Source organism: Candidatus Tumulicola sp. (assembly GCA_035601835.1).
GTDB lineage: Bacteria > Vulcanimicrobiota > Vulcanimicrobiia > Eremiobacterales > Eremiobacteraceae > DATNNM01.
Map to the genome: position 1 here is coordinate 344,839 of DATNNM010000011.1, position 20,310 is coordinate 365,148.

The 20,310-nt window shown below is 59.9% G+C and carries 19 protein-coding genes; 11 read left to right on the forward strand and 8 right to left on the reverse strand.

Annotation, left to right across the window (positions count from 1 at the left end; genetic code table 11):
* The first annotated feature begins 68 nt into the window (after positions 1-68).
* Complete coding sequence (locus tag VN934_06460) at positions 69-602, forward strand: hypothetical protein (GenBank protein ID HXM18438.1); 534 nt, start codon at positions 69-71, stop codon at positions 600-602.
* A gap of 240 nt (positions 603-842) precedes the next feature.
* On the opposite strand, the gene VN934_06465 is transcribed toward VN934_06460, so the two are convergent.
* The 5 genes from VN934_06465 to VN934_06485 all read right to left on the reverse strand — a co-directional run bounded on the left by VN934_06465 (position 843) and on the right by VN934_06485 (position 6,364).
* A complete protein-coding gene (locus VN934_06465) occupies positions 843-1,685 on the reverse strand; it encodes an SDR family NAD(P)-dependent oxidoreductase (GenBank protein ID HXM18439.1) in 843 nt (280 codons plus the stop codon).
* Between the two features lie 2,191 nt (positions 1,686-3,876).
* Positions 3,877-4,032, reverse strand: a complete 156-nt coding sequence (locus VN934_06470) for a hypothetical protein (protein HXM18440.1) — start codon at positions 4,030-4,032, stop codon at positions 3,877-3,879.
* A 355-nt stretch (positions 4,033-4,387) separates the two neighbouring features.
* Positions 4,388-5,089 carry a hypothetical protein gene (locus VN934_06475; protein HXM18441.1) on the reverse strand — a complete coding sequence of 234 codons (702 nt, stop codon included), beginning with the start codon at positions 5,087-5,089 and terminating at the stop codon, positions 4,388-4,390.
* Between the two features lie 67 nt (positions 5,090-5,156).
* Positions 5,157-5,933 (reverse strand): hypothetical protein, encoded by a 777-nt coding sequence (locus tag VN934_06480; protein HXM18442.1) that lies wholly within the window; start codon positions 5,931-5,933, stop codon positions 5,157-5,159.
* Positions 5,934-6,088: 155 nt separating this feature from the next.
* Positions 6,089-6,364, reverse strand: a complete 276-nt coding sequence (locus VN934_06485) for a hypothetical protein (protein ID HXM18443.1) — start codon at positions 6,362-6,364, stop codon at positions 6,089-6,091.
* An 808-nt stretch (positions 6,365-7,172) separates the two neighbouring features.
* On the opposite strand from VN934_06485, the gene VN934_06490 reads away from it, so the two are divergent.
* The 6 genes from VN934_06490 (at position 7,173) to VN934_06515 (ending at position 12,961) form a co-directional block, all read left to right on the forward strand.
* On the forward strand, positions 7,173-8,942 hold the full coding sequence (locus VN934_06490; GenBank protein HXM18444.1) for a hypothetical protein: 1,770 nt from the start codon (positions 7,173-7,175) through the stop codon (positions 8,940-8,942).
* A gap of 572 nt (positions 8,943-9,514) precedes the next feature.
* Positions 9,515-9,982: a hypothetical protein gene (locus tag VN934_06495; protein HXM18445.1), complete on the forward strand. Its 468-nt coding sequence runs from the start codon at positions 9,515-9,517 to the stop codon at positions 9,980-9,982.
* Between the two features lie 8 nt (positions 9,983-9,990).
* Positions 9,991-10,629 carry a hypothetical protein gene (locus tag VN934_06500; GenBank protein ID HXM18446.1) on the forward strand — a complete coding sequence of 213 codons (639 nt, stop codon included), beginning with the start codon at positions 9,991-9,993 and terminating at the stop codon, positions 10,627-10,629.
* Between the two features lie 76 nt (positions 10,630-10,705).
* Positions 10,706-11,020, forward strand: a complete 315-nt coding sequence (locus VN934_06505; protein ID HXM18447.1) for a hypothetical protein — start codon at positions 10,706-10,708, stop codon at positions 11,018-11,020.
* Between the two features lie 178 nt (positions 11,021-11,198).
* Positions 11,199-11,552 (forward strand): STAS domain-containing protein, encoded by a 354-nt coding sequence (locus VN934_06510; GenBank protein HXM18448.1) that lies wholly within the window; start codon positions 11,199-11,201, stop codon positions 11,550-11,552.
* A gap of 26 nt (positions 11,553-11,578) precedes the next feature.
* Positions 11,579-12,961: a TolC family protein gene (locus VN934_06515; protein ID HXM18449.1), complete on the forward strand. Its 1,383-nt coding sequence runs from the start codon at positions 11,579-11,581 to the stop codon at positions 12,959-12,961.
* Between the two features lie 50 nt (positions 12,962-13,011).
* On the opposite strand, the gene VN934_06520 is transcribed toward VN934_06515, so the two are convergent.
* The 3 genes from VN934_06520 to VN934_06530 form a co-directional block, all read right to left on the reverse strand.
* Entirely contained in the window at positions 13,012-15,138 is a 2,127-nt protein-coding gene (locus VN934_06520) for a polyribonucleotide nucleotidyltransferase (GenBank protein HXM18450.1), read from the reverse strand.
* Between the two features lie 119 nt (positions 15,139-15,257).
* The gene (rpsO, locus tag VN934_06525) at positions 15,258-15,527 is read right to left on the reverse strand and encodes a 30S ribosomal protein S15 (GenBank protein HXM18451.1); all 270 of its coding nucleotides are present in this window, start codon (positions 15,525-15,527) and stop codon (positions 15,258-15,260) included.
* 138 nt (positions 15,528-15,665) lie between these two features.
* Positions 15,666-15,932, reverse strand: a complete 267-nt coding sequence (locus VN934_06530) for a LysM peptidoglycan-binding domain-containing protein (protein ID HXM18452.1) — start codon at positions 15,930-15,932, stop codon at positions 15,666-15,668.
* A gap of 247 nt (positions 15,933-16,179) precedes the next feature.
* Between VN934_06530 and lexA the strand changes: the two genes are divergently transcribed.
* The 4 genes from lexA to VN934_06550 all read left to right on the forward strand — a co-directional run bounded on the left by lexA (position 16,180) and on the right by VN934_06550 (position 20,270).
* Positions 16,180-16,788, forward strand: a complete 609-nt coding sequence (lexA, locus tag VN934_06535; protein HXM18453.1) for a transcriptional repressor LexA — start codon at positions 16,180-16,182, stop codon at positions 16,786-16,788.
* 93 nt (positions 16,789-16,881) lie between these two features.
* Positions 16,882-17,640, forward strand: coding sequence for a gamma-glutamyl-gamma-aminobutyrate hydrolase family protein (locus VN934_06540; protein HXM18454.1), 759 nt, complete (start codon positions 16,882-16,884; stop codon positions 17,638-17,640).
* A gap of 27 nt (positions 17,641-17,667) precedes the next feature.
* Positions 17,668-19,005, forward strand: coding sequence for a PTS transporter subunit EIIC (locus VN934_06545; protein ID HXM18455.1), 1,338 nt, complete (start codon positions 17,668-17,670; stop codon positions 19,003-19,005).
* Positions 19,002-20,270 carry a methionine gamma-lyase family protein gene (locus VN934_06550; protein ID HXM18456.1) on the forward strand — a complete coding sequence of 423 codons (1,269 nt, stop codon included), beginning with the start codon at positions 19,002-19,004 and terminating at the stop codon, positions 20,268-20,270. Before VN934_06545 ends, VN934_06550 begins: the two co-directional genes overlap by 4 nt.
* Positions 20,271-20,310 lie beyond the last annotated feature (40 nt).

The window sequence follows — 20,310 nt, forward strand, 5'->3', positions numbered from 1 at the left end:
AGAGGAAAAGCCGCAATATACGGTGTCTGATGCAGCATCAGATTGCGACGCGCCATGGAGCAAGAGATATGAAACGGATGAATTATCTTGGAACGGCGTTTCTGCTTGTTGTGTGCACCGCCATAGGGCTGATGCAAACCAACGCCGGTGCGTATCCATCACCCTTGCCGGTCGCAAGCGCAGCCCGCGTGATTGTCGACGTCGGCATCGCCGCGCCCACCGACTTGATGCTCTTCACCGATCCGAACGCATGTCTCAATCTTGGGCCGGCGAAGTTCCCTTGCTATAAGGCGGTGGAGGGCGGGGGTTCTTTCCTGCTCTGGGCGTGGACGCAAGCCTGCGGTCATGTCGAATGCCTTACCGCCGACCAGTTCGTGATCGTCCGCCGGCCGGGCACGACGCAGGACCGCTACGCTCCGCTCTACGATCCAGCGCACAATTTGCGGGGTGTAGGGCTCTTGCGCGGTCAGTGGGCGGTGAACGATTGCTTCATCGTGAGAGCGCGCAACCTCGCCACCAATACGCAGTCCGCCAACTCAAACCACGTCTGCGCTCGCTTGTTTCCCAGGTCGGTCGTTTCACCAGGGACGATCAAACAGTAGCGCCGCAATCCCGCACGCGGCATCAACCAGGCCACGGAAGTGAACCGCTCGAGTTTTTCGACGTGCACTATCCGTGAGTGGAATAACTTCGGTCGGGCGCCAGGGTGACACTGACCGGAGTGCACCACTACCGGATGGCCTCTACTATACCCCCCAAACTTAAGGGGCGGTTAGTACTTATGCCCCCGGAAATGCGGCACTTTTGGGAACACATGATTTCGCCCTCAGGCTAGACGTGACTCAGGCGTCATGGAGGGCGAGTTTGCTGGACAGCTCACGGTGGGCGTCCACCTGGGCAAGGAGATCGTTTGCTTTCTTCTCAACGGCCGACACGGCGTCGGCGCCGGCCGCGAAGCGCAGAGGCGGCTGGCCCTGGCTTGCGAGCTGGACCAGCGCGTTGGCGAGCTTTGCGGGGTCGCCTCCCTGCTTGCCATTCATGCTGTTCCAGGCAGCGACGGTCTGCTTGGTGCGCTCGGCGTAGTCGTTGATCGAGGGCTTGGCGTAGTTCGTCGATTCCGGCGTGAGCAGCTCGGTGCGGAAGAAGCCGGGCTCGACGAGCATCGTGTGGATGCCAAAGGGCGCGACCTCGGGGGCCAGCGATTCGATCCAACCCTCCACCCCGAACTTCGAGGCGGCATAAGCGGTGCAGAACTCCTGGCCCACGATGCCAGCGGTCGAGGAGATCGCCATGACGAGGCCTGAGCGCTGGGCGCGCATGACAGGAAGTACCGCGCGGGTGACGTTCATCGGGCCAAACATGGTGGTCTCGACCTGTGACCGGAAGTCCGCCGGTGTGATCTCCTCGAAGAACCCGGCGTAGAAGTTGCCCGCGTTGTTGACGAGGACGTCGATCCGGCCGAACCGGTCGACGGCGGCGCGCGCGGCGTCCTTGGCGTCGTCGAGGCTGGTGACGTCGAGCTTGACGGCCAGGAGGTCGTCGTGGACTCCGAGCGCGGAGCTGACCCGCTTGGAGTTGCGTCCGGTGGCGACGACTGCGTGGCCGGCGGCCAGGGCGGCCTTAGCGATGTCGACGCCCATACCGCGGCCTGCTCCAGTAATGAACCAGATCTGCTTGTTAATCATACTATCTCACTCTCTTCTATTGGGAACACCCAAATCTGCGGTCAGCGTTTCCAGGTCCTTAAAACCTCGATTATAGCTAACGATGCGACTAATGGGATCAAAATAGATGCTAGAAGTATGGCAATATTCTCGTTAGTAAGGCGACCGCGAGGGTCCTCGGTTACACTCACACTTGGTTCGGTTGGCAGGTAATAGACGGTTATCGGATCATCCGCTTTGAAAGCCTCACACTTTTCATTCAGGTCTGAGCCTTGGAAGATGCGACCTTGAACATCAAAGCTAGCTAAGTACTATCCCCCGTTCCTAAGGGCGGGGTATAGCGGGATGCGGCAAAACGGACAAGTTCTGACGCCAGTCCGTTGGAACGTCCGGTGCGGCTAAGGAGGTGGGCTAGGTCCGCCTTCAAAGGCGGGAGCGAATGACAAGCCCCTCTTACCAATGAACACGGCTCGTCCGTCTTCGCCAAAGTCATACCCAAGTTGAAAACTCGGACGCTTACCATTCCGCAAGAGTCCTACGCCTGAGGGTTGTGCGGGAAGGGTCAGCTGAAAGAGTCTTCCCCCAGCATCCCACGCGGAAAGTACCGCTCGGCCGCCGTCCAACTTCAGCCTCAAGTGTCGTATCGAGCCGCTCGAAGCGTACAGGTCGATCGGTCTCTCGTGATGGTACCAGTCAAAACTTGCGCCGACGGAGGCGCTTGGGTCACACGAAGGCATGTCGATCTCGAGCGGACCGGGCGGGAGCCACACGAGGGTCCCGAAACCGTCCAGCGTTCGCACGGGGAAGCTCCCAGTCGCACGCGTGAGTTCGAACACGTGTCTTCTCACCGCGCCAAGGCACGTGGCGCTTACTGGTTGTCCAGTTGGAGTTGCAGGCGGCAGTCCAAATGGCGTGGGAGTCGGCGCCGCGGTGAACGTCCGGTCCCCCGGCGACTTCGTCGATTCGGCAACTTTGACGCCCTCACTATCGAAAATCTTGACCATAGTGAACGCCGGCACGCACTTCGTGTGATGCTCGCGATAGATTCGAAACCAAACGGCGCCGATTTGATTCGCGAATTGTTGGCCGCCGTGGTCGTAAGCGCGATCCCACTCCTGCCGGTTGACGCGCACGATCAGAATATTGCTGACGTGACCGCCGGGGTACTTGTACTCGTAAAGATCCAGAAAGTCCCAGCCATCAAACACGCTTGGCACGATCGGGTAAAAAGGAGCGTATGCACGCTGCGCATCAGACAGCTCAACCTGGAGGACTGCTTGAGAGTCATATGTCGAGTTGCAGAGCGGCGCATCAGCTCGCGTAGGGCTGGTTCCCACTTGGGAGGGCGCGAATCGCGACGCGCATCCCATGGACGAACATGTAATCGCGACCAAGGCGGCAGCAGTTAGGTTTCTTAGCGACACGCTAGGTCGGACCACAGCCAAACGTCCGGTTCTGGCGCAATGCGCCTGTGGAGTATGCCTTTGCAGTCCCCGGCAGCCGCGGAACGTCCGCGGCATCGAGTTCCTAGCCGATCCGACGGTTGCCCCAATAACCATTGCAAACGTCCGAAGTATGCCAGGAATTCACTCTGCGGTCTATCTACCGGCCATTGTCCGTTGTAGCGGAGCCGCGTAGTTAGACGGTGGAACGTCCGGTCCAAGGTGGTTATCTTTTCCGCCGCTGTGGAGGCATCAACTTGGGTGGGTACTGGCATGAACGTCGGGTCAACGCTTCTTCATTTGAAAGCTGGACAACCACATTGAACCTGCTGGTTGAAAACTCCGGCAGGTGTCTCCTTATCTTTGTCCACGAGCTTAATGCACTTGGTTGAGGCGTTTTCGTGCCACGGCTTCCGCTCGTGACCACGGTCGGAGCAAATCTCTTTCGTCATTGAATGGATACCTCTCCGCTTCAGACTTCGGCCCGTGCGAGAAAACGCCTCGATTGACCGGCAAACGTCCGGTGACATGGTGACCATGTGGATCTCCACCGCGCGACGTGTCGTGGTAAACGTCCGGCGTAAGCGGTGATTGGCCGCGGTCTGTTGGCTATCTACGGTTGTCTTGCCGGCTGCTACGGTGCGTTGTTCGCGGTACGTGGCAGCCGTGCGAACGTCCGGTTAATGCAAGGTGCGACGCGTGGTGCAACCAAGTTGCACCACGGTTCCAAAGCCTGGGAAACGTCCGTTGGCCCTACGCAAGCACGGAGGTTATTCAAGAACCTCCCAATCCTCGGGCCTGGCTTTGAATTCAAGAAACGCCTGGTTGAGGGCTAACTCGAGCGAGTCGTGATATGTGTCGTTCTGCCGTTCTCCGCGCGAATCGTAGTAAAGAAGATAGTACCCTGTGTCGTCGTCATATTTCATGATGGCTAGAGATGTCGGCGGCGGCAGCAACACTCGATCACCCTCGCCAAGCGAGGGTGGGAGGCCACGGTAATGTCTAACGATTCCCGTTGGCCGATGCCTTGGCCCGAGTACAACTCGACGCAATATTCGTTCTTCGCTACTCAAGGCTATTCGAGCGCCTTGCTGACGCCAGGTCGGCAACGTCCGGTCGCTGCGGCAGCCGCAAACGTCCGCAGTGTGGCGGCCATCTGGCCAGCCTCCGTCTCCAGTCAGCGCCCGGCCATCGTGTCGCCACCAATACGTCCGGATCCAGCGCTTAAATGGGTCATAACACCTGTGGTCGGCCACCTTCTCAGCGTGCGGCGCAGACCGCCTAGATAGGCGCTGCCTCATTAGTCGGCTCGACGAATCGGAGCAATCGCCGCCTCATGATCTCAATCGTGAGTATCGCGCCGAATAGGCAGACGGCGGGGAACACGACAGACCACCAAGCAAGCATAACGTTCTCCGGCCAGTCTGCCAGCATCGCACCCCACGTGGGCGTCGGCGGCTGCACACCCCAGCCGAAGAAGTCGATCGTCGCGAAGAGCACGATGATGCGAGTTAAGTCCCGCGCAGCGTGGTCGGAGACAGCGTGGACAACATCACGCAGGTTGCCGATAGCTATGGGGCGCAGGATCTGGGGCGAGAGAAGTATTGCGATGATCGCAGCGATGAAGATCGCCTTCAACGTAGCATGATCGGGAGGCGTAGCGAGAATCACTATGAGCATGAGAAACGGCCACGCCGGAAAGCATGAGAGAGCGTCAGCTACCCGAAGAATAGTGAACTTCAAAACCGCTCCGCCGTAACGTGAGAGGATGCCGAAACCGGCGCCAAACGCGATCTCGAAGAATACCGTGATGAGACTGAGTCCGAGACTTATTTCTCCCCCGCGACCTAATCGAGCCAGGACATCCCGACCGACCTCATCCGTGCCGAGCACGTGACCAAAGCATGCCTTGGCATCCAAAAAGCATGGCGGCAGCGGCGTTCCAGTCCAGTGCGGATCAATGTCGTTTGGGTTAAATTGCATCTGCGCGAGGACCAGAAGCGCGAAAAATAATGCAGCTATCGCCAACGCCGTGACTACCGCAATCCACCTAGGCATGGCTGTCCGTTGCTGCCGTAGTATGTCGTGTGAGCGTCTCGGCCAAGAAGCGCGTCACAAGAACTGACAACGCCATGAACAACAATAACCCCGCGGCCTCTGAACCGGCGGGTGTCGAAAGTGAATGCCAGAATAGTCTGCCCTCCCCTGGCCGTCCGAGGACGATTTCTGTGATTATCGTTGCGGTTAGCAAATCGGGAAGATTTCTGGCGAACTGCTGGGCAAGCCCACCAAGAATTGAGGAGGCAGCTGCTCGGAGGTTCGGCCCTAGCGTAAGCCGTTTGTCGAAGTGCTCCAGGATGAGCGGAAACTGAAACATTGCGAGGACACCGACCGGCGCGAGCAAGCCCGAGAGGCTGTCCGCAAAGCCGGGGCGGGTCATCCCTGCAATTGGATGCATACCGGAGAAGGCAAACGCGAGTCCCACGACGATGGCAAGCAAAAAGAACGGAATGCATTGCAATCCCACTGCGATGCTCGTGATCAACGGCTTCACCGCTCGAGCGGGCGGAAGAGCGGACAAGAGCCCCGCGATCGATGCAACCACGAAAGAAATGGCAATAAGCTCGATCGTCCGAGGCAGGTACCGGAAAAAGTCGGCGATGACTTCCCCGCTGAACATCAGGGGAAACGAAGCGAGGTGCGTGGTGCTGAAAAGGACCGCCAACATGATCAAAGCGATTGCAACTGCCGTCGCAGCCAGCCTCACAAATGCAGCGCGGCTGCCTTTCATGACGTCGAGCAGCACCTCGATATTGATGATCCCCATAAAATACTGGCTTCGACGTAGCCGTGCTGTGCCCTAGCGAGGCAACCGCCGCCGTGCCAAACGTCCGGTCTTTGGTGTGCGACGCGGCCGTGGGATTACGGCCGAGGCAGACTTTCAGCCAGGTACAAGGGAGCGCAATCCCTTATCGATTCTTCTTAGCGCTTCATTGGCAAAGACAGCCACTCAAAGCAAAGGAACAAGATTCCAACGGCCATCATGGTTGCCCCATACACTCGCCCTCTTGAGGGGGAGCGTAGGTATTCTCTCAGGACTCCGATCTTTTGAAAAACCGGGCTGTTTTCGTACATGCGCGTAGTGTATTCATTGAAGGGCTTCGGGTTTATGAGGAGCCAGGTGCCGAACACGATTAGAGCAATGCCTGAAACGGTGAAAATGTAGTCGTAAGTATCCAGCACCGGCAGCGCGCTCAAATACACAATCCTCGGATGAACGAGACTCCTCACTCGTGCCGAGACGGCTCCCCTTCCGGGCGTTCGTTCAGTCTCTGCACCGGGTCAACGCCCTCTTCCGTCGCGCTATCGTCAACAGGATCGGTCCAATTATCTGGAAATTCTATTCTTGCATCGACTCCCCTGTGCTCTTTCAACAAATAGAGCAACTCACTACCGGTTATTGCCTGAAGCGGTTTGTTGTCGGCAAACGTATATGTAGCCTTCCCGTAACCACTGGTCGTCACTAGTAACTCGAACGCGCACGACGAGGCGCAGGGCGAAACCGAGCGGCGGAGCGTTGCGCCGTCAAGAATCGATATTATCGGCAAGGAGACGATTCGGTATTCGCGCCAGGATCATTTTGTCGGGTACGAACCGGCGCAGTTCTCCTCAGCCGGATCGGCCGAGTTATTGCGATCGGTTGTCCGACGCTTTGGGATCGGCGCTGTTGCGAGAGCGGTTGGAAAGTCGGATTACACCATTCGAAGAATTGTGAACGGGGATCAAGCCCTCCCGGGTGCATTGTCTGACCGAGTACGCCGGTTTATTGAAGAATGCGACCTACAATCCAGCGAGGACCTCGTTCTTGCTATGAGCGCTCGAGAACAGGCATGCAAAGAGGGGCTTCGCAAGTTTGCGGAGCGAATAGGCACGCATGCTGGGCGTTTGACGGAAGTGTTATGTGGCAAACGTGCTCTAAACGCTCGGCTTCGAAGACTGCTTCGGAGTCTGCGGCAGTGAAATGAATAAGCCAGGTAATCAAATCGCACCGCAATCCGACACCCGCGTGAGTTCGCTGATTGATACCACGCCGATTACGGAGGAAACGAGAATCCCATTTAGGCTCGGAGAACTCAAACAGTTAGCCTCAAATACCCAAGATCAGGCTCTAGATAGTGTCGTACGTTGCGAAGGTAACGTGTTCCTGATATTTGACGATCAGGCAAGCATTGACCGCCTATCTGGTGTGATTCCCGAAACGTTGTTTCAAAGCGATATCCAGTACCTCCGGTTGCGTGCAGCCGAGACCCCGAATCCTCGAGCCAAAGCGAGGTACCTGCACGCTGTTGCCGCCCTGACGAGGCGGGAAGATGACGGCCGCGTTGCGGCCGAAGCATACCTAGATGCTATTCATCACTACAGACAACAAGAACCGCGCGATAATTTCGACGCATTCCACGCACTTCAGCGCATGTTCCCCGTGGCAATGGTCATGGCTCGAAGACACGGCGTGTTCGACAGATTCAAGGAGGAAGCGCTTACCTTTTTGCTCGACGGCCCTGAGTGGTTTGTCCGCGTCAAGTCTCAATTGCTCGAACTCGCAGTTGAGGATTCGCGCCGATTCATGCGAGAGGATATGATTCGCCTCCGCGGCTTCTCGCTCGATTTGCCATTGCAGCTACGGGGAGGCTACCATGAGGAGATTATGGAGGCCGCACGTATAGGCCGGCGGCTGGCTGATCGCATTCAGGAATCTCATGTCCCCTGGCTCGAGGCCGAAGCGGCCGCGCTCGAAGATCGACTCGAACTTGGGGCGCATCCTATGCTTGTAGAAATTGTTGGCACGCGGCTCATGCGTCTTTACCAACTACTAAGAAATGACGCACAACGTCAGATTACTATCAAACGTATGCGCGAGGCGCGATCCAAGATTGGATATACGGTGTTCTCCGGGCAGCCCGATGATTGGCCGGAGCAAGTGCTCACGATGCAAGGTTTGGCTCGTACGATGGTGCGCGACAAGGGCGGAATCGGCGTGCTCCACTGGCTAGCGGCGGACCCTGAGCTAATCCCGCGAGTCTCGGCCGTACGAGACCTGGTGGCGGACATGGAATCTCGAGGCATCGGCACCTTTAGGAAGCTCGCTACGCAAATCGACTCAGTTGGCGAGCGCATCGTTAGTCATGGTGAGTCGGGGGCTCAAGGTTCGGACCCTGCATTAGCTGAGACCTATGATATTGCTTGGATGTTTGACTCAGTCCTAAAATTCTCTGTCTTCATCGAGGAGCTCGTGCCAAATGGCGACATCGACCTCAATCACTTGGAGCGCTTCCTAACCGAATCGTGGATCGGTCGCGAGGAGAACATCTCCTATGGCGGGGATGCAACAATGCCGAACGATCTTGTGCGGCTGCTGATGGCCGGGTTGAGGCTCTACTTCTTGATTAAGACCGATAAGGTCCACCGTGACTCGTTGATTCCCACTCTTGACACTTTAACTTTGCGCGTTGAGGCGATGCTTCGTAAACTCGCCCGTTTGCTGGATGTTCCGGACACTCGTCCTGCAGATGATCGGCACGGGCGGGCGATCGCAAATGTGGCGGGACTCGAACTGCTCGACCATCCGAAGATACAAGCGCTATGCGGCGAAGATCTGATAGCGTTCGCAAAGCACACGCTCGACCGCAAACCGGAGGGCCTGCGAGACAAAGTAGGTCACGCGATCTTACACGCCGTTCAGTACAGAGACCTAGACCTCGATGCAGTGGTACTTCTAATTCTTCGATTGGCCGGACTAAGTCTTCCTATAACGACAGAGCAAGCGACAGAGAACTAGGGTCGCATGTTCCACCCGATTTTATTGCGCTAGTGAGTCTCCTCAACGATTGGTCGAGGTTCGAACCAAAATGATGTCTGCAAGCGAAGCCCGCACAATTATTGAACGCGTACGCAAGCGCTCGATGAGACTCGCCGCTAGCGGTGTCAAGCACCCAGAAGGTTTCAAGCAGCTAGGGACAAGTCGGTATCAGCAACTTCGAGGATACCAACACTCCATAGGCGACCTTTTGGAAGCCGTTTCGAGTGCAATACGAAACCGCAGCGATGACTACATTCTATCTCGTAATGAGGAGCGGCAGGTCGAAGAAGTCATGACTACTGAGGAGAAGATCAATAACCTGTTTCCCAGACTGTAGGCATCTACCACATAGGCTACCTCTTCCCAAACGTTCTCACTTCGGGTTTCTTTGAAGGGCAAAGGGCATCGAGATGAATAGCAGTATTTGGTGGGTTGGAGCTTTGGCGATCTTCGGGTCGCTCACGGGTCCTCTGGGCCTACTCATCTCGATACTCAACTATCGAAGGGACCGAGGCAGTCTCGCGGTTAGGTTCGTGAGAGGGCTACGTTCGGTGAATACTGCCGAGCGGTATGAGAAATTCAAAGCAATGCGCGATTCAATTCCCGAGAACATCCAGAAACTGATGGCCGAGCATCTAGCCGCGCTCGAAAAAGACATGGTGAAACTTGATCCTTCTAAGAGCTGGGCGTATATCACCGTAATCAACAATGGGCGACGGCCAATCAAGATGGATAAGGCGGGACTGCTGTTGGGGCGTGATGGTGGTTCATACATGGCCTGGGAGGGTCAGCCAAAACTTCTAACCGAAGGTGATTCGACCGACATTCTAATAGATGATGATGCTCTCATTGAAATGGAAGAAAAAAACAAGACCGGCCAGCGCTTCAACACCGCGTTCGTCCTCGATGTCCTAGGCCGCGAGTATTACTCGCCGTTGCCGCTGAGGCTAAAGCTATATCGGACTTTTGGGCATACACCCCTTAGGATGTCGCAACGGGCGATCGGCAAGAGCAGCTGAGCACCGCCATGGCTTTAGCAAGAGTTCAAAAGAAACTCTCGTTGGCCGAACGGGCGATCGCTGAAATGGAGGTTGCCCAGACTGCTCAACAGGACGACGATTTTGAGTACCATTTTAGCACGTTCTTAGCGAACGCGCGGGCAGCGGCTGAGTACGTACGAAAAGATGCTGCGAGCCGAGGCGGGGCAGCCGCAGCCTGGTGGACTGCGAAAGAGGACGACCTAGACATCGCTACCATCATCGGATTGCGAAACGCCGACATCCATGACGGCACAATTATCCGGAATCGGCACTGGATGATCAACATCTTCGAGACGCTCCCGCCGATAACAGATTCTGTTGAAGTGCAGCACCCGTGGTGGTTAGCGCGATTTTGGAGGTGGACACTCAGTCTGCTTCGCTTTCGCAGAAGGGCATCAGGGAGTGGGTCGTCCTACTCGACGGCCGCCATGGTGTACGTCATCCGTGCCGCCAATCTCGACCCTTCGTCTTTTATGGTCGATCCAAGATATGGCGCCAACAGGAATAAATCGCGTGTCGAGGCCTACCTGCCTGGCCAGAGTTTAACGCAAGTCGGTCACGCCTTCTTGAAAAAAATTCGATTTTATATTCCCGAAGGTGAAAGCACCGGCCACCTCACCCCTTAGAGGGTGTTCCCAAAAGTGCCGCATTTTGGAGACCTATAAGTAGGGGCGCGGTTTTTTCTTGAGAAGGACGGAGCCCATGAATGAAGCTATCAAATCAACGATGCAGTGGTTTGCGATTATTTACGGTGGGTTCGCATCAGCGGTCGGAATTAGCACGTATCGGCAAGTTCGATTCGACCCCACGTCCGCTGACTGGCCCGAGTACCTGGCGTTCTGGTATCTGGCAATAGGCGCGGTAGCGGTGATCTTTCTCTCCGCCGTGCTAGGTTTGTCCAGAAACTGGTGGGTGTTTGATCGGTCGATTTTTCTGCTGATTCTGGCCTGTGCGCTCATGATCGGGATTACCGCAGGTCTCTTAGTGCAACCCCAGTATCACCCGGCGCCGCTGTAGCGGGCACCGTTGGATCGAGATCGAGGTGTTCCCAAAAGTGCCGCACTTTCGAGGCAATAAGTACTACCCCCGTTCCTAAAGGGCTTGCAGGGATAGCGTTAATGGGTATATAATTAGGTAGTTAACGATTAGGCGGGAAACTAGTTCCCCCTAAAAGCACCCATTTTGGAGCTCTTTCATGGCCCTGCAACTGAAAATCAAAGAAACGTCCCAGCCCGGTTCTACGCGCATTTCGCTCGCCGGGGATCTTGATTCGGCCGGCGGCAAACAGGCACGCCGACAGCTAGCCCGCGTCGTGAAGTCTGGCCGAACCGACCTCACGATCGATCTCGACGGCGTCGGCGACTTGAGCTCGTCCGGCCTCGCGGCCCTCATCGCCACCTTGCGTTTGGCACGCGACGCCGGCGGCAACGTGACCATTGAAGCGGCCAAGGAACCCATCCGCCGTATCTTGGAGCTAACCGGCCTATCGCGCGTCTTCCGGCTGCAGCCTCAAGCGGCACACACCACGCAAGCCGCACCGGCAGCCTAAGAAACCGCTCGTTCGAAGGAGTTCGCATGCGCGTCAGATCGCTGCTTGCGGCGCTGTGTCTCGCGTCCGCCGTCACTGCCTGGCAAACTTCTGCGGCTGATGCCGCGGGCTCATCCAAAATCGCCCAAGTCGCCACTCCGGTTCCGGCGCTCAATAGCGCGGTGCCGCCCCGCGTGTCGCTGACCCTGGCGGACGCGCTGCAGCTCGCACTCGCGAACAATCTCACCTTCAAGAGCGCCATCGCCGACGTGAAAATCGCGATCGGGCGCATCGTCCAGGCACGCGGCAGCGCGCTTCCGAGTTTGAGCGCCGGCTATTCCTATTTTCACACGGCCAACGCCGCCGTGTTCAAAATCCCGACCGGGCCGACAACGTTTCAAACAATCCAACTGTCCGCCACCGACCTCAACAATGTGAACGCCACGCTGCAGTGGGCGCTTTATAACGGCGGCGCAACGCAAGCGGCGATCGGCAGCGCTGCAGCCGGACTTTCAGCTGCGGAGAGCGAGGTGTCGGCGGTCAAAGGCAACATCGTGCGCGACACGACCAGCGCGTACTTCCAGCTGGTCCAGGCGCAGCGGACCGCGCTGATCGCCGATGAGGCGGTGAGCGTCGCGCAAAAAAGCTTGGACATATCGAATCAACTATTTCACGCAGGCACCGCCGCGCGCGCCGACGTGCTCAAGCAGCAGGTCGTGCTCTCCAACGCGCAGGTGCAGGACGTGCAAGCCAACAGCGCGGTGGCGATCGCGAACGCGGTGCTCGCCAACCTCCTGAACATCAACCTCAACAGCACGGTCTCGCCGGCCGAACCACTTGAAGGTCCGACCCCGACCTTCACGATGGACGAAGTCTTGCAAGATGCGCAAGTCAAGCGGCCGGAGGTCGCTGCGGCCCAGGACGCCGTCTCGATCGCCGAGCACGCCGTGCAAAGCGCGCGGGCAGGGGCGCTGCCGACCATCTCACTGCAAGTCCAAGACGCAAGCTCGAAGCCCAATTTTCAAAACGTGCCGCAACCCCAGCTCTCGGAAACACTGGCCGCGACGTGGCGTCTCTTCGACGGCGGGCTGACCAAGGGAAAGGTCGTCGAGGCTCAAGCCAACGTCGACAAGGCGAAAGTGCAATTGCAGCAGCAGCGCAACGCCGTGGACCTGGAGGCGCGCAAGGCTTTCCTCAACTACAGGGCCGCGCAGTCGCAAGTGGCGGCCGCGAAGTCAGCGCAAGATTCTGCAGCAGAGAGTCTGCGCGTCACGCAGCTCCGCTATCGGGCGGGTGCGGGAACGGCGATCGAACTCGCCGACGCGCAGCTGAGCAATACGCAGGCGGAGACGCAGTTCGTCGCGGCGCTCGCCAACCTGCGCATCGCACTCGTGACGCTGCAAGCCGCGGCGGGGTTGTTGCAGCAATAAAAAAGACCGGGGCTAAAGCCCCGGCACTACATTAGGGATAGAAAGACCGTTTAGCGGGGGGCGGGTTCGGGGGCGCCCGCGCCCTTGCGCGTCAGGTTGATCCGCCCTTGGTGATCGATCTCGCGCACCTGGACGATCACCTCGTCGCCGATGTTCACTTCGTCCTCGACCCGATTCACGCGATGCGCCGCCAGCTGCGAGATGTGGATCAAGCCTTCCTTGCCCGGCAAGATCTGCACGAACGCACCGAAGTTCATGATGCGCTTGACGACGCCCGTATAGACCTCGCCGACCTCGACGTCCTTGACGATGTCCTCCACCATGCGGCGCGCCTTTTCGGCCGATGCCGCATCCGGCGAGGCCAAGAACACGCGTCCGTCGTCTTCGATGTCGATCTTGGCGCCGGTCTCGGCCACGATCTTGTTGATGACCTTGCCGCCTGGGCCGATGACGTCTTTGATCTTGTCCGGATGGATCTCCAGCACGAACATCCGCGGCGCGTACTTCGAAAGACCTTTGCGCGGCGCGGCGATGGCGTCGCGCAGCTTGCCGATGATGTGCATGCGGCTTTCGCGCGCTTGCTCCATGGCGCGGCGCATGATGTCGATCGTGATGCCCTGCACCTTGATGTCCATCTGCACCGCGGTGATGCCGTCCACCGTGCCTGCGACTTTGAAATCCATCTCGCCGAGCGCGTCTTCCAAACCTTGGATGTCGGTGAGGATGCCGGCTCGGCCGTCTTTGAGGATCAGACCCATGGCGACGCCGCCGATGTGTTTGGGCAGCGGCACGCCGGCATCCATGAGCGCAAGGGTGCTCGCGCACACCGAGCCCATCGAGGACGAGCCGTTGCTTTCGAATGTCTCAGAGACCAACCGCAGCGTATAGGGGAACGCATCTTGGGGCGGCAGCATCGGCGCGATGGCGCGCTCCGCCAGAAGGCCGTGTCCGATCTCGCGGCGGCCCGGACCGCGCATCGGCCGGGTCTCGCCCACCGAGTACGGCGGGAAGTTGTAGTGATGCATGAAGCGCTTGAACGTCATCGGGCCGAGGCCATCGATGCGCTGCTCGTCCGAGATCGAGCCCAACGTCGCGGCGGTGAAGATCTGTGTCTCACCGCGCGTGAACAGTCCGGAACCGTGCGTGCGCGGCACGACGCTGACGCGCGCCGAAATCGGGCGCACTTCGTCGAGCCTGCGGCCGTCGGGGCGCAGCCCCTCGTCGACGACCATCGTCCGCAACTCGTCCTCTTGGCGGCCCTTCACGCACTTGTCGAAGTCGTGGTTGCGCGGGTCCTCGAGCAACGGGCGCAACTCGTGTTCTAACGGAAGACCGACGATGCGCCGCAGCGCCTCTGTGCGAGTGACGGCGTCGAACGCGCGCTCACGTTCCTGCTTGCCGGTGACGCGCATGGCGTGCTTGATGTCGTCGCCAAAGGCTTGGTCGACGAACTGGCGCATCGCAGGCGACGGCAGGAAGAGCGGGAACTCGCGCTTCGGCTTGCCCGCCCTGCGCGCCAACTCGCCTACGATCTTCAGAATTTCTCTCAGGCGCTGATGCCCGAACTCGACGGCGCCCAAAAACGTCTCTTCCGAGACCTCTTTGCCACCGCCCTCGACCATCATCACGGCCTTTTCGGTTCCGGCGATGATGACGTCGACAATGCTCTTCTCGAGCTGCGCGGGCGTGGGATTGACGACGTACTCGCCCTCCACCATGCCGACGCGCACGCCGGCGACGGTGCCCTCGATCGGGATAGCTGACACCGCCAGAGCGGCACCCGCGCCGACTAGCGCTACGACATCCGGATCGACTTCAGGGTCGACCGAAAGCACCGTGCAGATGACGTGGATGTCGTGGCGGAAACCGTCGGGGAAAAGCGGGCGGATGGGCCGGTCGATCAGGCGCGCGGTGAGCGTCGCCTTTTCTGAGGGCCTGCCCTCGCGCTTGATGAAGCCGCCGGGGATCTTGCCTGCGGCGTACATGCGCTCTTCGTAATCGCAGGTGAGCGGGAAAAAATCGATGCCTTCGCGCGGGTTGGCGCTGGCGGTGGCGGCTGCCAAGATGCAGGTTTCGCCGTATCGGACAAATGCGGAGCCGCTGGCTTGGCGTGCAAGCTCACCCGTTTCGATAGTGAGCGTGCGCCCGCCCAGCTCCATGCTGACGGACTCTGGCAAGGGGGGACCTCCTAATGCGGCGCGACCACAATCGCGCCTATGCTAACAATATCGTTAAATAGACGAATACAGTGTTCTTAATGTAGGCAAAGCATCCCTGGAATCGAGCGCAGCTGTGACTAGTGTCGCAGGCCGAGTTCGCCCACGATCTTGCGATAGCGCTCGAGATCCGAGCTCTCCAAGTAGCGCAGCAAGCGCCGCCGTTTGCCCACCTTCATGAGAAGACCGCGCCGGCTGGCGTGGTCCTTCTTATGTGTTTGAAGGTGGCCGGTGAGCTCGTTGATCGCTTCGGTCAAAAGTGCGATTTGGACTTCGGGCGACCCGGTATCGTTGTCGGCTCGCTTATGCTTGCCGATGACTGTCGTTTTGTGATCTTTCGTTAATGCCATACAACGCCCAGAATAGCACATGCTGAAAACACCCGTCAATCGGGACAGTGCGACCGCGAGTGTCGGGAAACCAAAAAAAAGACCGGGGCTAAAGCCCCGGCACTACAATTGGGTGTTTCTTGTGGGGGGAGTTTCTGGTTATCTGGGGATCAGCAAGACCTGGCCCGGCTGGAGGCTGGCGTCAGCCTTGAGGTGGTTCGCCGCCATCACGTTATAGGCGGCTTCGTTGACGTCTGTGCCCGGCTCCGATCTGCGTGCCACGAGGCTCCAAACCGTGTCACCGCGAGTGACGACGACCCTGTCAAAGCGCGCGGGGCTGGACGTGAAGACTTGGGACGCCCACACCACCGGCATGGCGAACACCAGCACGAGGGAGAGCAATTGGATGAGGGGAATCAGGGTCACCCGCGATCGGCGGCGGTAGGAGTACATAGGACTTTCCTCCGAGCTTCGGCTCGAACATGTGTTCTAGTTCAGATTAATCTTACCGCCGGCTGAGCACGAGTGTCAAGGTTTTTTCGAACAAACGTTTGCATTTGGGACGCGGGCCATGATAGAATCCGTATTGCCCCGTCGCTTAGCGTAATCGACGGTTTAGAGGCGTCGCTCTTCGTCCCGCATAGCGGCGCAGTTGGGAAGGCGGTATAGTTCTGTGGATCGCAAGACGACGCCGCGGCAGCAGGCCATTCTCGATACCATCAACGACTATCGGCGCGAGCACGGTTACCCGCCGTCGGTGCGAGAGATCGGCGAGCGCGTCGGACTGTCGAGCAGCTCGACCGTCCAAAGCCACCTCCGCACGTTGCAGCGCAAAGGACTGATCCACCGCGACCCGACCAAGCCACGCGCGCTCGTTTCAGGCACCGACCATGCCCGCGAAGTCGTCACGCTGCCGCTACTCGGCCGCGTCGCCGCCGGCATCCCCATCACCGCCTCCGAAAACATCGAAGAAGAGATCGCGCTGCCGTCCAACTTGGTAGCGAAATCCGGCTCGTTCATGCTGCGCGTGAAGGGCGACTCCATGATGGACGCGGCCATCCTCGATGGCGACCTCATCGTGGTGCAGCCGACGCAGGTCGCCGAAAATGGCGAGATCGTGGTGGCGCAAGTCGAAGGCGTTGAAACCGAGGCGACCGTCAAGACCTTTTATAAGGAAGCCAATCGCATCCGGTTGCAGCCCGAGAACAAATTCATGGAGCCGATCTACGCGACGGATGTGCAGATCGTGGGCAAGGTTTCCGCGGTTATAAGGAAACTCTAATCCGGGGCTAAAGCCCCGGCACTACAAACGTTGCGGAAGGGGTCTAGCCAGGTGGCAGGCCTCTTTTCTATTAGGGGGTAACCCGGACGTAGAATGCGCCCAAGAATCGCCATCACCGTCGGACCTGACGATGCCGGCAAACCCGGCGCGCGCGCGAAGTATCGCGCCGCCGTGGAACAGGCCGGCGGCGAGCCGGTGCTGCTGTTCGTCTCGGGCGGCGCCGACGCAGTGGCATCCGCGCTGGAGGCTTTCGATGGGTTGCTGATCCCGGGCGGCAAGGACATCGCGCCTGAAAGCTACGGGAGCAAGCCGCATCCGCTCGTGGAACCAAGCCCAAAGGAACTCGACGATTTCGAAATCGATGCGGCGCGCAGCGCCAAGGCATCGGGACTGCCGACGCTTGGCATCTGCCGCGGCATCCAACTGATGAACGTGGCACTGGGCGGCACCCTCTTCGAGGACATCGACGATCAGTACGACGCGCCGGCCGGCTTCATCGTGCGTCACCAGCAGACGCCGGGAGCGGCGCGCAGCGAGCCGACGCATCCCGTAGACTTGAGCGCAGGCTCGCGATTGGCGACTGCGCTTGGCTCGACCACCGTGTCGACAAACTCGCTGCATCACCAGGCGTTGCGCACGGTGGCTTACGATCTGGCCACCGTCGGCAAAACGCGCGACGGCATCGTCGAAGCCGTGGAATCGCGCGACGAGCACCCGTTCTTCGCCGGCGTGCAATGGCACCCCGAAGAGATGGTCGGGCAGGACGGCCCGAGCCGTTCGCTGTTCGCCACGCTGGTGGCCAAGGCCGCGGAGCGGGCGCGCAGCCGCAAAGCGACTTCCGGCGCGGGCTAGGGCGCAAGGCCGTTGAAGCGGTCGGCGATGCGCGGACTCGAAGCCGCGGTTGGCGCGCTCGAAGTGCGCCTGCTTCCGCCCCTTCAGCGGGCCGCGGACGAACCGCACCTAGCCGCGATCCGCGCGGCCATCCAGCCCACGTTCTACGTCCTCATCGCCGGCACCGTGATCGCTTTCTTCATGCTGCCGCGCGAGGACGTTTTCGCGCAATTCCTCGATGCGTACCACGTCGGCTTCGGCGCAATGGGCGTCGCGCTGACGATCTTGCTGGCCAACCATCTCGCTTTGCGTTTCGGCTACAATCAGGCCGCCGCGATCTTGCTCAGCTTCGCCGCATTCGGCATCTCCCTGCCGCGCCCGATACCCCACGACCCGCTGGTCTTGCTGGGCAACCTATCGGCCAGCAGCCTTTTCCTGGCGCTCATCGTGAGTCTGGCGACGGGCGAATTTCTGCGCTGGTCGCACCGCCTGATCCGCAACCGCTCGCTGGCGATCGCCGCGGCCGCGATCGCCGCCAGCATCTTCTTCGGCGGCATCGCGGCGGCGCTCTCGCCTTCACACCTGAGCATCGCCGACGTCGCGCTTGGCATCATCAAGCCGCTGGTCGGCGTCGGGGACACGCTGCCGGCGCTGCTGCTGGTCGTGTTCCTCCAAGTGCTCCTGTGGAGCGCAGGGGTGCACGGCCCGGCATTCCTTGCTGCGATCACCACCCCGGTATTCCTCGCTGCGATCGATCAAAACGGCCAGGCCATCATCCACCATCAACAACCCGAGCACATCGTGACCATCACGCTGTTCGTGTTCATTTTCCTCGGCGGCTCGGGCGCCACGATCTCGCTCAACCTGATGATGCTGGGCTCGAAGATCCCGCGATTGCGCAAGCTCGGCATGGCCTCGCTGCTGCCGAGCTTCCTGAACATCAACGAACCGCTGATCTTCGGGATTCCGCTGGTGATGAATCCGTCGTTGACGATCCCGTTCGTCGTCGTGCCCCTGCTCCTCGCGTCGGTGACGTATGGCGCGATGTGGTTCGGGCTGGTCAACAAGACCACCGTGTTCTTGCCGGGTGCGCTGCCCGCGCCGATCGCCGCATGGCTGACCACCTCGACGGGCCACGGCGACTGGCGAGCGGTGCTGCTGCACGGGGACTGGCGAGCGGTGGTGCTCGTGTTCGTCAACTTCGCGATCACGTTTGTCTGCTATCTTCCTTTTTACCGGACTTTTGAGGAAGCGGTGCGCCAAGCGCCGGCCACCGAAGAGCAATTGGTCAAGACCGCCGAGGCGATCCGCGAGCACGAGCTCGAGGTCGAACGCCACCCGGAACGGCAGCCGCACGAGATCCCGCCGGACGAGCCCTTGCGATGAAAGCGGTCTTGCGCGGCGCGGCGCAGCGCTTTTCGTTTCCGGCATCCGTCGTGGCAGCGGCTGAAGGCGCCATCGACGATTGCGCCTCGGCATGGGCAGGGCGCGAGGTCACCGCGCTCGAGGTCACGAGCAAGGTGGTGGCCGCTTTTGCGCGCGCCGGCCTTGACGACGCTCATCTCGCGGGCAGCACGGGGTACGCTTACCACGATCGCGGCCGCGAAGCATACGAAGCGTTGCTCGCGGAGATCCTCGACGCGCCGGCTGTCCTTGCGCGCGCGCAGCTGACCAGCGGCACCCAAGCGATCGTGGCCACCATCGCAGCCTTGACGCCTCCGGGCGGCCGCTTGTGCATGCTGACCGGCCGGCCCTACGATACGCTTCGCATGGCCCTGGCGGACGCGCCCAACGCCTTGGCCAAAACAGGCGTGCGTTATTCCGAGACGCCGTGGAAAGCCGACGAAGAGCTGCACGATGAGGACGTCATCGCGTCGCTTCGAGTCGGCCCCGATGTCGTCTTCATCCAACGCTCCCGCGGTTACGCGCCGCGCCGTTCGCTCAACATCGCCGACATCGCCAAGCTGGTGGAGCTGAAGCGCGCGCATGCGCCGCGCGCGATCATCGTGGTGGACAACTGTTACGGCGAACTCGTCGAAGCGCGCGAGCCGGGCGCCGTCGGCGCCGACGTCGCAGTAGGCTCGTTGATCAAGAATCCAGGCGGCGGCATGGCGGCGACGGGCGCCTACGTCGCGGGCACGCCGGAGCTCGTGGCCCGCGTGGCCGACCGCGTCTTCGCGCCCGGCTTGGGCGGCGCCGTTGGACCGACGCTCGAAGGTCAACGCTGGATGCTCGCCGGTCTGCACCGAGCCCCGCGCGCGGTGGCGGAAAGTCTAAAAGTCTTGGACTTCGCGGCGGCGCTGTTCGCGCGGCTCGGTTTTGTCGTGTCTCCCAAGACGGGCGAGCAGCGCACGGATATCATCCAGGCGATACGGTTGAAGAGCGTGACCAACATCGTCGCATTTGCGCGCGGCCTGCAAAAACTGCTGCCCATCAACGCAAGGGCAGCGCCCGAACCTGGACCGGTACCGGGTTACGCCGAGCCCGTCATCATGGCGGGAGGCGCCTTCGTTTCTGGTTCGACGCTCGAGCTTTCGTGCGACGCGCCGCTGCGCGAGCCGTTCGAAATGTATTTGCAGGGCGGCATGGATGCGGGCCACGGCATGCTCGCGACGATGAGCGCGGCGGCCGCCGTCATGGCCCAATCCTGAAGGCCCACGTCGGCGGCGAGAGAATACTCTCCGGTGATGG

Bases quoted from the DNA above. Each gene is read 5' to 3' on its own strand.
- VN934_06500 (HXM18446.1), top strand. From the start codon at position 9,991: ATGGCTTTAGCAAGAGTTCAAAAGAAACTCTCGTTGGCCGAACGGGCG.
- rpsO (HXM18451.1), bottom strand. From the start codon at position 15,527: ATGGCATTAACGAAAGATCACAAAACGACAGTCATCGGCAAGCATAAG.
- VN934_06470 (HXM18440.1), bottom strand. From the start codon at position 4,032: ATGAAATATGACGACGACACAGGGTACTATCTTCTTTACTACGATTCG.
- VN934_06480 (HXM18442.1), bottom strand. From the start codon at position 5,933: ATGGGGATCATCAATATCGAGGTGCTGCTCGACGTCATGAAAGGCAGC.
- VN934_06475 (HXM18441.1), bottom strand. From the start codon at position 5,089: ATGCAATTTAACCCAAACGACATTGATCCGCACTGGACTGGAACGCCG.
- VN934_06465 (HXM18439.1), bottom strand. From the start codon at position 1,685: ATGATTAACAAGCAGATCTGGTTCATTACTGGAGCAGGCCGCGGTATG.
- VN934_06540 (HXM18454.1), top strand. From the start codon at position 16,882: ATGCGCCCAAGAATCGCCATCACCGTCGGACCTGACGATGCCGGCAAA.
- VN934_06505 (HXM18447.1), top strand. From the start codon at position 10,706: ATGAATGAAGCTATCAAATCAACGATGCAGTGGTTTGCGATTATTTAC.
- VN934_06515 (HXM18449.1), top strand. From the start codon at position 11,579: ATGCGCGTCAGATCGCTGCTTGCGGCGCTGTGTCTCGCGTCCGCCGTC.
- VN934_06510 (HXM18448.1), top strand. From the start codon at position 11,199: ATGGCCCTGCAACTGAAAATCAAAGAAACGTCCCAGCCCGGTTCTACG.
- VN934_06550 (HXM18456.1), top strand. From the start codon at position 19,002: ATGAAAGCGGTCTTGCGCGGCGCGGCGCAGCGCTTTTCGTTTCCGGCA.
- VN934_06545 (HXM18455.1), top strand. From the start codon at position 17,668: ATGCGCGGACTCGAAGCCGCGGTTGGCGCGCTCGAAGTGCGCCTGCTT.
- VN934_06460 (HXM18438.1), top strand. From the start codon at position 69: ATGAAACGGATGAATTATCTTGGAACGGCGTTTCTGCTTGTTGTGTGC.